Source organism: Shewanella sp. BJSY2023SW007 (assembly GCF_047314525.1).
Taxonomy (GTDB): Bacteria; Pseudomonadota; Gammaproteobacteria; order Enterobacterales; family Shewanellaceae; genus Shewanella; species Shewanella chilikensis.
Genome location: NZ_JBKORL010000050.1, coordinates 1 through 13,928, shown reverse-complemented (window position 1 = coordinate 13,928; position 13,928 = coordinate 1). Strand labels below are relative to the sequence as shown.

Below are 13,928 nucleotides of genomic sequence, written 5' to 3'. Positions count from 1 at the left end.
CTAAAGCTCCGTTATTTGAATTGCTTGAGAAAACGCAGGTCGTTTTCGAAGAAGGCACGCAGGTCGTTGACACCATAGCGCAACATGGCCAGACGCTCGACACCCATACCAAAAGCAAAACCGGAGTATTTATCAGGATCGACTCCCACACCACGGAGCACATTGGGGTGCACCATGCCGCAACCGAGCACTTCCAGCCAACCATTCTTGCCTTTTACATCCACTTCGGCAGACGGCTCGGTGAAGGGGAAGTATGAAGGACGGAAACGTATCTCCAAATCCTCTTCAAAGAAGTTACGCAGGAAGTCGTGCAAAATGCCTTTCAGTTCGGCAAAGTTTACATTCTCGTCCACCAGCAGACCTTCCACTTGATGGAACATTGGCGTGTGGGTCATATCATAGTCATTACGATAGACACGGCCGGGAGAGATGATTCGCAACGGCGGCTTTTCCACTTCCATGGTGCGAATTTGCACCCCTGAAGTCTGGGTACGCAACACTAACTTGGGATTGAAGTAGAAAGTATCATGATCAGCCCGGGCTGGATGATGCTCAGGAATATTCAGAGCATCGAAGTTATGATAATCATCTTCGATTTCCGGCCCCTGTACGACACTAAAGCCCAACTCACCAAAAAAGCTTTCAATTCGTTCTATGGTACGGGTGACCGGATGTAAACCACCGTTGTCCAGGCGACGTCCCGGCAGGGTAACATCGATTTTCTCTGTCTGGAGCTTCTGCTCCAACTCGGCGGCTTTCAGCCCTTCAATGCGCTGATTAAGGAACTGCTGTACCTTTTGCTTGGCTTCGTTGACCTTCTGGCCGAAGGCGGGCTTTTCTTGTGGACTCAGGGTCGCCATCAACTTCATCATGTCGGTGATCTTGCCCTTCTTGCCAAGATAATCGACGCGGATGTCATCAAGGATTTTCAGATCACTGGCCCCTTCGATGGCGGCTAAGGCCTGTTCTACGATCTCAGTTAACTGCTGCATCTTCTCTTCCAGTGCATGCCGGCCCGTAGGCGGCGATTTTGGTGTCTGTTTGAATTAAAACAGTAAAAGAGTGGAATTTTACGTTAGCCACGGGTCTTTGACCAGTGGCGTGAGGTATTTTAGCAAATGAATTGCCTAGAAAAAGTGCTTTTTTTAACCATTGATGTCTTGAGCCGGACGAGCAGTAGTGCCCGAGAATAAAAAGTCGCCAATAAAGCCGGAAAACCACAGTACCCAGACGCGTCTGTGATAAGCTCGCCCCATGGTCAATTCCTCTTCGCAAGTCAGTGTCAACAGATAGTAAAAAGCCAGCAACTCAGAAAGCGACGACAAACACTCAGGCAGAAGATACCGCCAAGACCGGCATTCGCCTACGTGATTATCAGCAGCAAGCCGTAGATGCTGCGGTACGTTATTTCCGCGCTCAATCAGGCTCGGCTGTTATAGTGCTGCCCACTGGCGCCGGTAAGAGTTTGGTGATTGCTGAACTGGCTCGCATCGCCAAAGGCAAGGTACTGGTACTGACTCATGTCAAAGAGCTGGTCGCCCAAAACGCCGAAAAAGTTGCCCTATTAACCGATGAAGCCAGTATCTACTCGGCCGGCCTGAGGCAAAAGCTCACCCAAGGCAAAACCGTTGTCGCCAGCGTGCAATCCGCCGGGCGCAACCTGGAAGCCTTTGACAGCCACTACTCCCTGGTGGTCATAGACGAGTGTCACAGAGTGAGCCTTGAGCAGGACAGCCAGTATCAGCAACTGCTTGAACACCTCAAATCCCATAACCCCAAACTTAAGCTGCTGGGGTTGACGGCCACCCCTTATCGCCTTGGACTGGGTTTTATTTATCGCCGCCACTATCACGGCCGGGTCGGTAATCCCGACCGAGGGATTTTCGATGACTGCATCTTTGAGTTGCCCTTAAGGCCCCTAATTAAACAAGGCTATCTGACGCCGCCCAGGCTTTACGATGGCCTGAGCGCTCAGTATGACTTCAGCAGCCTGCCGAGTAACAGCAATGGGGAGTACGATGAGGCTAAGGTCGATGCCCTGCTCAGTCACAGTGGCCGCGCGACCAAGGCCATTGTTAACCAACTAAGGCAACTGGCCAACACCCGCAAGGGAGTGATTATTTTTGCCGCCACTGTGCGTCACGCCGAAGAAGTGTTAACGCTGCTGGCTGACGAACAGGCAGCGCTCATCACAGCGACCACTGAGATGCAACAAAGGGATGCCATCATCCGTGCCTTTAAGGCTCAGGAACTTAAGTTTCTGGTCAATGTGGCCGTGCTCACAACCGGGTTTGATGCGCCCCATGTGGACCTTATTGCCATCATGCGGCCCACGGCATCTGTGAGCCTGTTTCAACAGATGGTTGGCCGCGGCCTGAGGTTAGCCGAAGGCAAACAGGACTGCCTGGTCATAGATTATGCCGCCAGCGGCTTTGACCTGTTCTATCCCGAGGTTGGCACTCCCAAGCCCGCTGCAAACTCGGTGCCGGTACAGGTTCCCTGCCCCGAGTGCGGTTTTGCCAATATCTTCTGGGGCAAGACGGATGAGGATGGCGACATCATCGAGCACTTCGGCCGCCGCTGCCAGGGACTGTTACAGGACAATAGTCAATGCAGTTATCGCTATCGCTCCAAGTCATGCCCGGATTGCGGCGCCGAAAACGATATCGCCGCCAAGATTTGCCACCAGTGCCAATCGACTCTGGTCGACCCGGACAAACGCCTCAAAGAGGTGTTGTCAAAACAGCATCACCACCTGTTCAAGGTGCAGCAAATGTTGCTGCACGCCGAAGAGGGGCGCCTAAGAGTTCAGTATCTGGATTATGACGGCAATGACTTCAACCAGTATTTTAAAATGGAAACCAGTGCTCAACGCCGGGCACTGTTTGCTTGTTTTATCCATCCCCACAGTAAAACACCTGGGCTGAAACTGCCGAAATACAGTCAACCACAACAACTGGTCGATGACGCGGCGCGGTTTCGGGCACCGGATATGCTGCTGCTGAAAAAACAAGCGCGACGCTGGGATTTATTACAATCTTTCTTTGATTATCAAGGCAGGTTTCAAACCGAAAAATCATTCTTGGGATCAAGCAACTTAGCATAGGCCTTTAAGCTGTGGTATAACTGCTGCAAATCAAGTCCATGGGAGTCAATATGTTTGTAGTTATTTTCGGTCGTCCAGGTTGCCCATATTGTGTACGTGCAGTGCAACTTTCTGAGCAACTGGCAGAAAAACGTGATGATTTCAAGTTTAAGTATGTCGATATTCACGCCGAAGGCATCACCAAGGCCGACCTGGAAAAAACCGTAGGCAAGCCGGTTGAGACTGTGCCACAGATCTTTGTCGACAAAGAGCACGTTGGCGGCTGCACAGAGTTTGAAGCCTACGTCAGAGAAAACAACCTGCTTTAATCCAAGTTAAACTTCTCCATCAAGGACGATACCTTTTGTGCTCAATAGAAACGGTATCGTCCTGCATCCAACCTTGTCTGTCTCAACCCTACCTCGATCGAACAACACTTCAACAGCCAAACCGTTAAGCCAACCCACTGCGAGTGACCCCACGATTATGTATGCCCGTTTCGTTACACAGGGTGTTGTCAGTATGTTCCTTACCAAGGAGTAGATAGACACCAATTTTGTTTTTAAAGCACTCTCAAGCGCTATAAATCTCGACATCTATGCGGTTTGTTCAGGAAGCCATACTCCCGTTAGCCGCCTTTTCCGATTTGCCATCGACCTGCTCAAGCGGCAACAACAAAATCATCGAAGTACCTATACCATTGACTCCTCTTGAAATCCGCACACTTCCCCCCAATACTTCAGTGGTCAAATGATGCACTATATGCAGGCCAAGCCCGGTGCCGCCGCTATTGCGCTTGGTGGTATAAAAGGGATCAAACACTCGCTGACAATCCTGCTCTTCAATCCCTACACCATTATCCATCACACAGATCTCAACCTTATGCTGAAGTTTACGGGCACAGATATGGATCTCTCCCCGCTCAGTATCTTCAAAAGCATGTATGAGTGCATTGTGCACCAAATTCTGAAGTACCTGACCCAAAGGTCCGGGATAACTGTGCATATGGATATCCGAGGGAATATCAGTGGTCAGCTTATGATGACTGTGCTTCCACTGACCATGATTCAGCGCCAGAATGTCCGTCACCAACTCATGCAACCAAAAGGCTTGCCGGTCAGCATTAGCTCTGTCGGCAGCTACCTGACGAAACTGTTGAATGAGTAGCGCCGAGCGTTTGAGGTTGCGTTCAGCCAGGGTCAAACCTTCCTCCTGGTATTGAATAAATTCCTCCAGTTGCGAGCGTTTGATAGTACCGTTGTGATAATCCCGCATGAGTTCACCTAGCCTGTCATTCAGTGCGGTGACACACAGCATTGCCGCACCAATAGGTGTATTGAGTTCGTGAGCTACCCCGGCCACCATCAACCCCAAGGATGATAATTTCTCGGTACGAACCAACTCCTGCTGCGATGTCTTCAACTGAGCCAACGTCATTGCCAGCGCCGCGTTACTTTGCTGTAACTCATGAGCCTTGTCTTCCAAACGCAGGTTGGAGCGCGCTAAAAACGCCCCCAGCAAAGTCATGCATAAAAAAACTACTGCACCAACACCGGCATAAAGCCGTTGTAGTCTGGCTTGAATGAGCAGTGGCTGTTCATCATGAGATAGGGCGTAAAGCATGGGGACCTTGCTGTCACCATTCAGTATTGGCGCCACACGGGAGAAAGTCCACATCCCGGTTTCATCGATGAACTGCCCCTGTGGTTCCTCTTGTATACGCCGCCAAACTTCAGGATGAATAACTGCCAGACGCTGTTCAGGAGCGTCGAACATAAAGCCCCACTCTCTGTGACCCAAAGTTGACAGCAACCAATAGCCTTCAGCGTTCAACAACATAGTCTTACCGGATTGGCGCAAACGTTCGAGTAAACCACTGCCATCCAGATTCAATAGTGCCAGCCCGAGTGCCTTGCCGTTGCTGTCCATTACCTTGGTAGCAGCACGTAAGGTAGGTCGATAGGGGATCTCTATTTTACCGGCTTCGATATTGAGATCAAAAGGAGAATAATAAACCGCCCCCGAAACCAAGCGCTTGGCCTCAATGACATAATAACGCGATGATTTATCCTGTAATGCATCAGCAGCGACAACTCGCCTTTGATTATCTATATAGTCAACCCTCACCCGCTCAACGCCGGAATTTCCAATCCAGCGCACTTGCATATAGCTGGGATAGGCGCTGCTGAAGTCAACAAATAGACGCTGCAATAGTTCCAGCTGTTCAGTCTCACCGAGCCTGTTATCTGCTAATACCGATGCGGTCATCTGTGATAGTAAACTGACGTCCTGATGAACTCTGGTAAGTGTAGCGCTGAGTACCAGAGTATCTCTGTCTACCAACTCCTGCTGGGCATAACGCACCTGATCTATCTGCCATTGGGAGGCATAGTGATACATAAGCCAGCTACCCAGTGGCACCAGTAACCACCAGGGCAGCAAATAACTCACCCAAGTCAGCCAAGAATTTCGCCTTGTTCGTCCTGAAGATACGCCCTCAGAGTTCAGCGGTGCCATTAAAGCTTGTTCGGGCAACTCTATCGACATTAGCAAGATTCCATTCAGCGATTATTGAGCCACTGCAATAACTCATCCAATGGCATGGCCTTTCCATACAACCATCCTTGACCTATGTGGCAACCATGTTCTCTGAGCCAATTAGCCTGGCTGTGAGTCTCAACCCCTTCGGCAACAACCGAAATATTCAGTCGCCTTCCCAGTTCAATAATCATTGATGCCAGGAAGCGACTACGTTCATCTTCATCCAACCTGGCGACAAAAGTCATATCAATCTTCAGGTGATCGGCCGGCAGTTGCAGCAAATATTCGAGTGATGAAAGCCCGGTGCCGAAGTCATCTATCGCCACTGTGCCTCCCGAAGTTCGGTGACGCTGGAGAATATTGGCTACCTGTTGAAAAGACTGCATCATAGCGGTTTCAGTGACTTCCAAACACAGCCGGCTCGGCTCTACCCCGGCCAGACGACATTGTTGTTTGAGCCTGTCTAAAACATCCGGCTTATCCAGTTGCCGGGCTGAATAATTGACGCTGATAAGAATGTCGCTAAACCCTGCCAGATCCAGTGCATGCACAGCCTGACAGGACAAAGCAACCACTATGTCGCCTATCCCGTGAATGTAGGACGACTGTTCTGCCAGCGGAATAAAGGTGCCGGGTGGCACCATACCCTCTTCGGTCTGCCAGCGTAATAAAGCCTCAACCCCAACAACCTCACCAGTATTGAGGTCGATCTGTGGCTGATAATGCAACACAAACTCCTGACGTTGAATGGCGCTGTGTAAACGCTGCATCAACTTAAACCTGTGGGCGGCTTGATGTTCAAATTCAGGATCAAACGCCTGTATGCTTCCAGGGCCTCGAGACTTGGCATTCCTCAGCCCTGTTCCGGCTGTTCGTAATAACTCCGCGGGATCCTGCCCACGACTGATAGCCAAAGAGACTTCCGTCATGCAGGCGGTGAGAATATGGCGACTATTATCAATTTCAAAGGGCGCGCCAAACACCTCTTGGGCCCTGTCAATATTGACCTGTTCTTTATGGCCGATAATGGCAAACAGATCCGAGTGCAATCTTCCTATGACTATCGGTTGAGGAAATGCCTCCTGTAACCTTTGAGCCACAGCCTGTAATACCTGATTGCCAAATACACAGCCAAATAAATTGTTAAGCCCGGAAAAATGATCGAGATCCAATAGCAGCAGATTATGGGCATCAGCGCTGGACATAGCCTGCAACCTGGACAATTCACGCAGCAGGGCACTGCGGTTGGGAATTCTCAACAACTCATCCAGATACGCCACTTTATCGAGCCGGCTAATCAAGGCTACATTGCCAAAGCCTTTGGAAACATTGGCCGCAAAAACTTTAAGCAACTCCATCTCTGTATCATCCAGCGTGCGGTTGGTAGCCACATAGATGGCAAACTCAGCCAGTGCTGCCGATTTAGGGAAGAATAGCACCTGGCTTTCATCGGTACTGACAAAACGCTTTTCCCTGAGTGCCTGCTCAACCATGGATTGAATAGTCGGATCCGGCAATTCCCTCAATGCACGATTAATATACTGACGAAAGCGACCACTACAGGCTATGGTTAGGGGTTCGTAGATCTCCCGACCTGAGCTATCCACTGTGTGAGGGCCGCGATTAACACAAACCAAGCCTTCGTCGGCGACATTGATAAGATTAGCAATTTCACTCAAAGTAACCGAGGCTATTTGCGTAAGCGTTCTCAGCCCCAACAAACGATTGCTGGACTCCACAATGAGCTGCAAACCACGACGAGCAGAAGAAATTGTCTTGAGATGATGATAATTACGTACTGCACCTGTGAGTATGTTGCGTATCCCACGGTTGGCGAGCTCTGACTTGAGCACATAATCAGACAAGTCATAGTCCTGCATCACAGATTCGACCGGAGCCATTCCTGGCTGGCCGGTCAAGAGTACAAAACGGGTATCGGATATTCCCAGCAAATCCCGCACGGCTTTGACTAACCTGAGACCGGCATCTTCGGTTTCCATCACGACATCAACCAACACCACAGCAAAGTCGGCATCTTTTCCCAATAGACTGGATGCCTCTGCCATACTGTAGGCTTGTATGAGTTCAAGGGGACGCCCCATCAAGGTCATTTTATTAATGGCAAAACTCAGCGAATTCTGGAATTTGACATCATCATCCACCGCCAAGATACGCCACATGGTATCGCGTTGATGAGTTTCTTCCGGTGATGTTTCAGATGAAAACAGTAAATCATCTAGCATAGTTACTAATCCCTCAGTCACTTTGTCCGCACTTGCTTTAGGACAAAACCCCACAGGAGACCATTTCCCCTGCCCGGTATTCAGCACTGTTTAGCTCTCGGTTTAGTTCTTCCCGAGTGTACAATCCAGCTCATTCGATGCTAAGGCTGTTATAGTTCAATGCGGCATTAAGCCCTTTTCAATACAGTACGCTATGTTTGATTTAAAGTGTAATCCACTTTTGCCTTAGTGCCGGTTAACCATCGGAATAACAGTGTAAATTTTTCATCTGCGGCGCAGGCCTTTGACTCAACAGCTTCAAATGGCTGTCAAACACCCATCAGCTTGTAAACAAAGGAGAAGCAAAGCAACACTCTGAGCGCCTTATCATTTTTTTATTCAACCTACTTTGTTATTCTGCATATTATTTTGAATTTTTAGCCTGGCCTGCGAGTCAATAAAAGCAGCAAAACCCGTTAAATCCCCTCTTTTGTCCAGCCATCCACAAGGAAGTCATATGATCCGCGCATTTACCATGGAAGACATGCCAGCTGTATTGAAGATCTGGCTAACAGCCTCTATCGACGCACATCATTTTATTGCCGCAAAATTTTGGCAAGAGCAGTTGAATGACATGCGTCTATTTTATATTCCTGCGGCAGAAAACTATCTCTATCAGCATGGTACCCAAGTGCTTGGCTTCTACTCTCTCTATGAGAACAAGTTGGCGGCGTTATTTGTTAAACCCGAAATGCAGGGGTTAGGGATCGGCGGTAATTTACTTGAACATGCCAGGCAACAAAGAGAGCAACTGACGTTAAACGTCTATTGTGACAACCAAGCCAGTGTCAATTTTTACCGGCACAAGGGCGCTGTAATAATCGGCGAACAAATCTGTCCTCATACAGGTCACAAAGAGTACAAAATGCAACTAACAGGTTTAAAAGGCTTAAGTGCTCACACAAAAAAGAGCTTTTCCCTCGCCATAGCTAAAGGGAGACAGAGTTCAGAAGATAAGGAACATAAACAATGAAAGATCAGCCTAGCAGAGTGCTTCTCTTGGCCGATGTTCAAAACATCTACTACACCACCAGACAAGCTTTCGGGCGAAACCTGGACTACAACCGGCTTTGGTCCAAAGTCACTGATCAGAAACAATTGGTTAGAGCATTTGCCTACGCTATAGATAGAGGTGATAAAAAACAGCGCGAGTTTCAAAATATCCTACGGGCCATTGGCTTTGAGGTGAAGTTGAAGCCCTTTATCCAACGCGCTGATGGTACAGCCAAAGGTGATTGGGATGTGGGAATAACCATAGATGCACTGGAATATGCCGATGCTGTGGACATTGTGGTACTGGTGTCCGGGGACGGTGATTTTGCCTTGTTGGCCGAAAAACTACGTCAAAAAGGCAAACGAGTTGAAATCTATTCCGTTACTGAATTAACCTCGTTGAGCCTACTCAATGCGGCCAGCGACTACTGTCCCATTGACGACGATTTGTTACTCAAATAAAAAAGAGCAAAAAACGGGCAGATAAATAGCTTGAATATTGGCAGTAAGCTAGAGCTAGTCTCAAGTTGCCGGGCAACTGGACCGTCAGCAAACTGCCAGCAACATCATTCCAAATGATAGCCTGCCTTTGAAACTCATCCTAATAAAAAGCAAGTAGTTAGTTGTCTGGCATGACCCATGGACTGATCACTGCAGGAGCCGAGTCAAATTTCAATACTTCAATTTGACTGATCTCCTCATTACTGAGCTCGTGGCGTTTACCGATCGTTTGATAGCGCCCATCAAGCCAAGCACCATTTTCACTGCCGATAAATTCAATATTAAGACCTGAAATAGGCTTGGCAAAATACTTCATCGGAAATCCTTGCATTTGCTTCAGGGCTTCATTCATTTGATTGCTGATGTTTCTCAGTTCATCGCCACTGTACTCCTGTTTGGGAGTACGAACCCTGAGCTGCATGCCAATGCCGCAGCCTTGCCCCTCTCCTGCCAACTCAAGGTTAATCAAAGCTCTGGCACTCTTGAGTTTTTCATCGAAAGGAATAAACAACCTCTGACTGGCATCAAATGTCAGAGGAAAGCGTTCAGTTTCTGTGCTGATACTGCCATTTTTTAATTGACAGTTTTGAGTTTCAGGAACCGTAAAAGCCAGATCGATAAGCGGATAATTGCCTTTATTCATCACTTTCATCCGCGCGTAAAAGTCGGCATAGTTCAAAGACACCTGACTGGCCATCAAAGAGGGGGACAGCAATAATAGCGTACTAAACAGCAGTTTTTTCGACATGGTTCTCCACCAAATATTCTTCGTTATGACGCAGCATATCCAATAATTCGTCAATGTAGGCTTCCTGGCGTTCTGAATAATTCACCAAGCCGTAAACCAACTTCTCTGCAGTAAGGGGTTCCTGTTGACTACGCAGATCAGCGCGTATGGAACGAAACAAAGAATAGGCAGCGTTAGAATTGAGATTACGCATATAAGAAGCTACAGAGTCATCGACCGATTTAAATACGGCCACTTCATGGGACATGCCTTCAGAGCGCGACTGCGGAACCAAACCACAACCTTTCTTGAAACACCACTGACCGAAAAAATTGAGTCCTTCACGGGCAAACCGAGAGCTGCCCCAGCCGGTTTCATTGGCTGCCTGGATAAGCACCATAGATTCCGGGATCACATCAACCCGACGCAGTAATTTATTGATGCTGTCGCTATCGATAGCACGCATGGCATATTGATACTTTTCTGCCAGACGCTGAATACGATATTGCTCGGCATCATTGAGCTGATGCTGGTTTTGCAAGTGCTTTTGCACCTGTTCGAGAAATTTACGCTCCTCGGCGATAATGCTATTTTGCTTTTGCACCGCCGGACGCAAGAAGTCAAAAAACGCCTGTTTCTTATCGCTGACATTACCTATGCTGCTGAAATCTGGGATCAAGCTGATACCCAATTGGTTCTTTATCAGTGGCGCTGAAGTCTGCTCGGCGGTTTTCAAACTGGGTATCAGGTACACCCTAAGTGCCAATACTGACAGTATTACCAAAGCCAAAGCCAGGGTAAATGAGCCAAGTTTTCCGGTTTTCAATCAGTCTTTCCTTTTGCCGGTTACCCAAAAGTGAAGGGGAAAATTTCCGCGCATTATATGTCAGATATCACTTTTCACAAAATAGCTCTCTGACTCTTATGCAGCACTGGTGTAGAATGTTCAAGTTAAAAGCGACGGCAAGGATCAGCTATGCAAAGGCAGTTATTCAGTCAATATCAGCAAGTTGTTGCTATTGGTGGAGGCCATGGATTAGGAAGAGTCCTATCATCCCTGGCTTTTCTGGGCGATCGACTAACAGGCATAGTTGCGACCACAGATAACGGTGGCAGCACAGGCAGATTAAGAAACAGTAATGACTGTATCGCCTGGGGCGATCTGCGTAATTGTCTCAGCCAATTGGCGCATAAACCCTCAGTCGGTTCCTTATTGTTCGAGTACAGGTTTGATAGTCAGGATGAACTCTGTGGCCATAACCTGGGCAACCTTATCCTGACTGCGTTGGATCAACTCTGTGTCAGGCCCCTTGAGGCTATAAATCTTATCCGCGGCCTACTTAAAATAGACACCCGCCTATATCCCATGTCTGAACACCCTACCCACTTACTGGCGCTTGACGCCTCAGGGAGCAAAGTGTTCGGTGAGCTGGAAGTCGACAGCATGGCTGAGCGTCCGGTGGCGATGAGTCTTGAACCTATGGTTCGGGCCACAGAGGAAGCGGTAGCGGCGTTGACAGCTGCCGAACTGATAATTTTAAGCCCGGGCAGTTTTCTCACCAGCTTGATGCCACCTTTGTTATTGCCAGAACTGGCAACAGCGATTAAAAGCAGTCAAGCCAGAGTGGTATTTATCGATAATCTGAAACCTGAGGCGTCAGTGGCAGGCGAACTCAGTCTCAATGCCAAACTGGATTGGTGCCAGCAACTAATAGGCCCGGGGCGTATTGATGCTGTGCTGTGTCATGGCCAGCCATATCAGGACGAATTGATTTATCGCTCGCTGCTAGCCGACCCAATCCAGAGTGGCTGCCACGACAGAGACGCCTTGGTCAACGCGCTGGTGCAAGCTCTGCAGCCGAAGAAACTCATTGCCTAAATCAAATTAACGGTTAATGGAGGATAAGTAAAAAGGACAGCCGCAGCTGTCCTTTTTAAGCGTGGATAAAATCCAACAGGCTTAGAGCACCTTGGCTATCGCCTTGCAGATAACGGGCATATTGGTCTTGGTCATCCCGGCAACACTGATACGGCCAGAGCCGACAATGTAGACGCCGAACTCATCTTTAAGCCTGGCAACTTGTTCCTTGTTGAGGCCAGAGAAGCTGAACATACCGTTTTGACGAGAAATGAAGCTGAAGTCGCGATCGACGCCTTCGGCCTTGAGGCTCTCAACGAACAGGGTTCTCATGCTGGCTATGCGCTGGCGCATTTCAGTCAGCTCTTGCTGCCACAGGGCATTCAGTTCACCGTCATTAAGAATAGTGCTGACAATCATGGCGCCATGAGCCGGCGGGTTGGAGTAGTTGGCACGAATGGTGCGCTTAACCTGACTGAAAGCCCGTGCAGCGCACTCACTGTCTTTGGCCACCAGAGTCACGGCACCGATACGCTCATTATAAAGCCCGAAGTTTTTCGAGAAAGAGTTGGCAACCAGCAGCTCAGGCACCATGGCGGCAACGGCTCTGAGCCCTTGGGCATCTTCTTCAATTCCAGTGCCAAAGCCCTGATAGGCAAAGTCAAACAGGGGGACAAGGCCCTTTTCGGCACACAGTTTGGCAACTTGTTGCCATTGATTGATATTCAGATCGATACCGGTCGGGTTGTGGCAACAGCCGTGCAGCAGCACAAGATCCCCCTCACTCGCCTGTTGCAGATCTGTCATCATAGCATCGAAGTCGAGATCATGGGTTTCTGCCTGATAATAGCTGTACTCTTTGATCTCAAGCCCGGCGGTTTCAAAGATGTTCTTATGATTGGCCCAGGTTGGGTTGCTGATCCAGATAGTTTTACTGTCTGTATTGCTAAGGACAAACTCCGCAGCGACCCGCAATGAGCCTGTACCTCCCGGAGCCTGAGCCGTTACTGCCCGGCCAGCGGCGATTATGGCGCTATCTTTACCGAATAGCAGTTGTTGAACCGCTTGGTTATACAGGGCAACCCCTTCGATACCGAGATAGCTCTTGGTCTTTTCCTCTTCGAGCAACTTGGCCTCTGCCAACTTGACCGACTTGAGTACCGGGGTCTGGCCAGCCTCATCCTTATAGATGCCAACACCCAGGTTGACTTTATCCGTGCGGGGATCGGCTTTAAAAGCCTCAGTTAAACCAAGAATGGGATCGGCCGGCGCGGCGGTAATCTGAGAAAAAATCATGACAGCTTTCCTGTAATTGGACATGTAGGGACAAATCGGCTCCATTTATACCATTGTCCTCTCCCAGGTTATAGTCTCCTTGGCAGATTCTGAGTCATTTAATTTATTACTTGAAGGATATTCACTCAAAAACCGGATTTACCATGGATATGATAAGAAAATAGCTAGCTGATTGAGTGGAAGCTGCAGTAACACCAACTTAGAACCATAATCAAAAACTGTAACCTCTGTAATCCAGCCCCTGTAGTGGTCGAGTTGAATTGGTCATTATCAATCTAGGTGGGAAAATATGCTGGGACTGCCCCGTAGCTAGGGCTATAAACCCAGCAATCCCCCCTGAAATCTCCCCAAACAACACCAAACGAATAACAATCATCAAAACTGAGATACGAAAAAGCCCGCCTGTTTACACAAGCGGGCCTCTCTGAATATGGCAAAGGAGCAGGGATTTCAACCCTGCATGACGGCGCGAGAAAGCCAGCAATCCGCTAACCGCCTATACCAGGCTAATCGCTATCATCAAAACTGAGATGCGAAAAAGCCCGCCTGCTTACACAAGCGGGCCTCTCTGAATATGGCAAAGGAGCAGGGATTTGAACCCTGCATGACGGCGCTATAAACCCAGCAATCCGCTAACCGCCTATA

At 48.8% G+C, this 13,928-nt stretch carries 11 protein-coding genes; 5 read left to right on the top strand and 6 right to left on the bottom strand.

The annotated features are described in order from the left end of the window. Nucleotides 1-11 precede the first annotated feature (11 nt). Nucleotides 12-992, bottom strand: coding sequence for a phenylalanine--tRNA ligase subunit alpha (gene pheS / locus ACMHXE_RS08110; protein WP_101056286.1), 981 nt, complete (start codon nt 990-992; stop codon nt 12-14). A 365-nt stretch (nt 993-1,357) separates the two neighbouring features. Between pheS and ACMHXE_RS08105 the strand changes: the two genes are divergently transcribed. Together ACMHXE_RS08105 and ACMHXE_RS08100 are read left to right on the top strand one after the other, a co-directional pair. Next, complete coding sequence (locus ACMHXE_RS08105) at nt 1,358-3,106, top strand: DEAD/DEAH box helicase family protein (protein WP_413731960.1); 1,749 nt, start codon at nt 1,358-1,360, stop codon at nt 3,104-3,106. A gap of 50 nt (nt 3,107-3,156) precedes the next feature. Continuing rightward, nucleotides 3,157-3,414: a GrxA family glutaredoxin gene (locus ACMHXE_RS08100; protein ID WP_025009626.1), complete on the top strand. Its 258-nt coding sequence runs from the start codon at nt 3,157-3,159 to the stop codon at nt 3,412-3,414. 280 nt (nt 3,415-3,694) lie between these two features. Here ACMHXE_RS08100 and ACMHXE_RS08095 read toward each other — a convergent pair whose 3' ends face one another. Next, the gene (locus ACMHXE_RS08095; RefSeq protein ID WP_413731929.1) at nt 3,695-5,536 is read right to left on the bottom strand and encodes an ATP-binding protein; all 1,842 of its coding nucleotides are present in this window, start codon (nt 5,534-5,536) and stop codon (nt 3,695-3,697) included. A gap of 110 nt (nt 5,537-5,646) precedes the next feature. Continuing rightward, nucleotides 5,647-7,869 (bottom strand): EAL domain-containing protein, encoded by a 2,223-nt coding sequence (locus ACMHXE_RS08090; protein WP_248952647.1) that lies wholly within the window; start codon nt 7,867-7,869, stop codon nt 5,647-5,649. A 496-nt stretch (nt 7,870-8,365) separates the two neighbouring features. Between ACMHXE_RS08090 and ACMHXE_RS08085 the strand changes: the two genes are divergently transcribed. Both ACMHXE_RS08085 and ACMHXE_RS08080 read left to right on the top strand, forming a co-directional pair. Further along, nucleotides 8,366-8,881, top strand: a complete 516-nt coding sequence (locus ACMHXE_RS08085) for a GNAT family N-acetyltransferase (RefSeq protein ID WP_101056282.1) — start codon at nt 8,366-8,368, stop codon at nt 8,879-8,881. Further along, nucleotides 8,878-9,363: an NYN domain-containing protein gene (locus ACMHXE_RS08080; RefSeq protein WP_101056281.1), complete on the top strand. Its 486-nt coding sequence runs from the start codon at nt 8,878-8,880 to the stop codon at nt 9,361-9,363. The genes ACMHXE_RS08085 and ACMHXE_RS08080 overlap by 4 nt, the downstream gene beginning before the upstream one ends. Before the next feature lie 157 nt (nt 9,364-9,520). On the opposite strand, the gene ACMHXE_RS08075 is transcribed toward ACMHXE_RS08080, so the two are convergent. Both ACMHXE_RS08075 and ACMHXE_RS08070 read right to left on the bottom strand, forming a co-directional pair. Then, entirely contained in the window at nt 9,521-10,150 is a 630-nt protein-coding gene (locus ACMHXE_RS08075; protein WP_101056280.1) for a DUF2987 domain-containing protein, read from the bottom strand. Next, nucleotides 10,128-10,955 carry a glucosaminidase domain-containing protein gene (locus ACMHXE_RS08070; RefSeq protein WP_101056279.1) on the bottom strand — a complete coding sequence of 276 codons (828 nt, stop codon included), beginning with the start codon at nt 10,953-10,955 and terminating at the stop codon, nt 10,128-10,130. Before ACMHXE_RS08070 ends, ACMHXE_RS08075 begins: the two co-directional genes overlap by 23 nt. A gap of 150 nt (nt 10,956-11,105) precedes the next feature. On the opposite strand from ACMHXE_RS08070, the gene yvcK reads away from it, so the two are divergent. Continuing rightward, nucleotides 11,106-12,008 (top strand): uridine diphosphate-N-acetylglucosamine-binding protein YvcK, encoded by a 903-nt coding sequence (yvcK, locus tag ACMHXE_RS08065; RefSeq protein WP_101056278.1) that lies wholly within the window; start codon nt 11,106-11,108, stop codon nt 12,006-12,008. 81 nt (nt 12,009-12,089) lie between these two features. Here yvcK and ACMHXE_RS08060 read toward each other — a convergent pair whose 3' ends face one another. Then, nucleotides 12,090-13,283, bottom strand: a complete 1,194-nt coding sequence (locus ACMHXE_RS08060; RefSeq protein WP_101056277.1) for an amino acid aminotransferase — start codon at nt 13,281-13,283, stop codon at nt 12,090-12,092. Nucleotides 13,284-13,928 lie beyond the last annotated feature (645 nt).

What these genes read in the sequence shown, in the direction of transcription:
- pheS (WP_101056286.1), bottom strand. Translation starts at nt 992, where the DNA reads ATGCAGCAGTTAACTGAGATCGTAGAACAGGCCTTAGCCGCCATCGAA.
- ACMHXE_RS08090 (WP_248952647.1), bottom strand. Translation starts at nt 7,869, where the DNA reads ATGCTAGATGATTTACTGTTTTCATCTGAAACATCACCGGAAGAAACT.
- yvcK (WP_101056278.1), top strand. Translation starts at nt 11,106, where the DNA reads ATGCAAAGGCAGTTATTCAGTCAATATCAGCAAGTTGTTGCTATTGGT.
- ACMHXE_RS08085 (WP_101056282.1), top strand. Translation starts at nt 8,366, where the DNA reads ATGATCCGCGCATTTACCATGGAAGACATGCCAGCTGTATTGAAGATC.
- ACMHXE_RS08080 (WP_101056281.1), top strand. Translation starts at nt 8,878, where the DNA reads ATGAAAGATCAGCCTAGCAGAGTGCTTCTCTTGGCCGATGTTCAAAAC.
- ACMHXE_RS08075 (WP_101056280.1), bottom strand. Translation starts at nt 10,150, where the DNA reads ATGTCGAAAAAACTGCTGTTTAGTACGCTATTATTGCTGTCCCCCTCT.
- ACMHXE_RS08100 (WP_025009626.1), top strand. Translation starts at nt 3,157, where the DNA reads ATGTTTGTAGTTATTTTCGGTCGTCCAGGTTGCCCATATTGTGTACGT.
- ACMHXE_RS08060 (WP_101056277.1), bottom strand. Translation starts at nt 13,283, where the DNA reads ATGATTTTTTCTCAGATTACCGCCGCGCCGGCCGATCCCATTCTTGGT.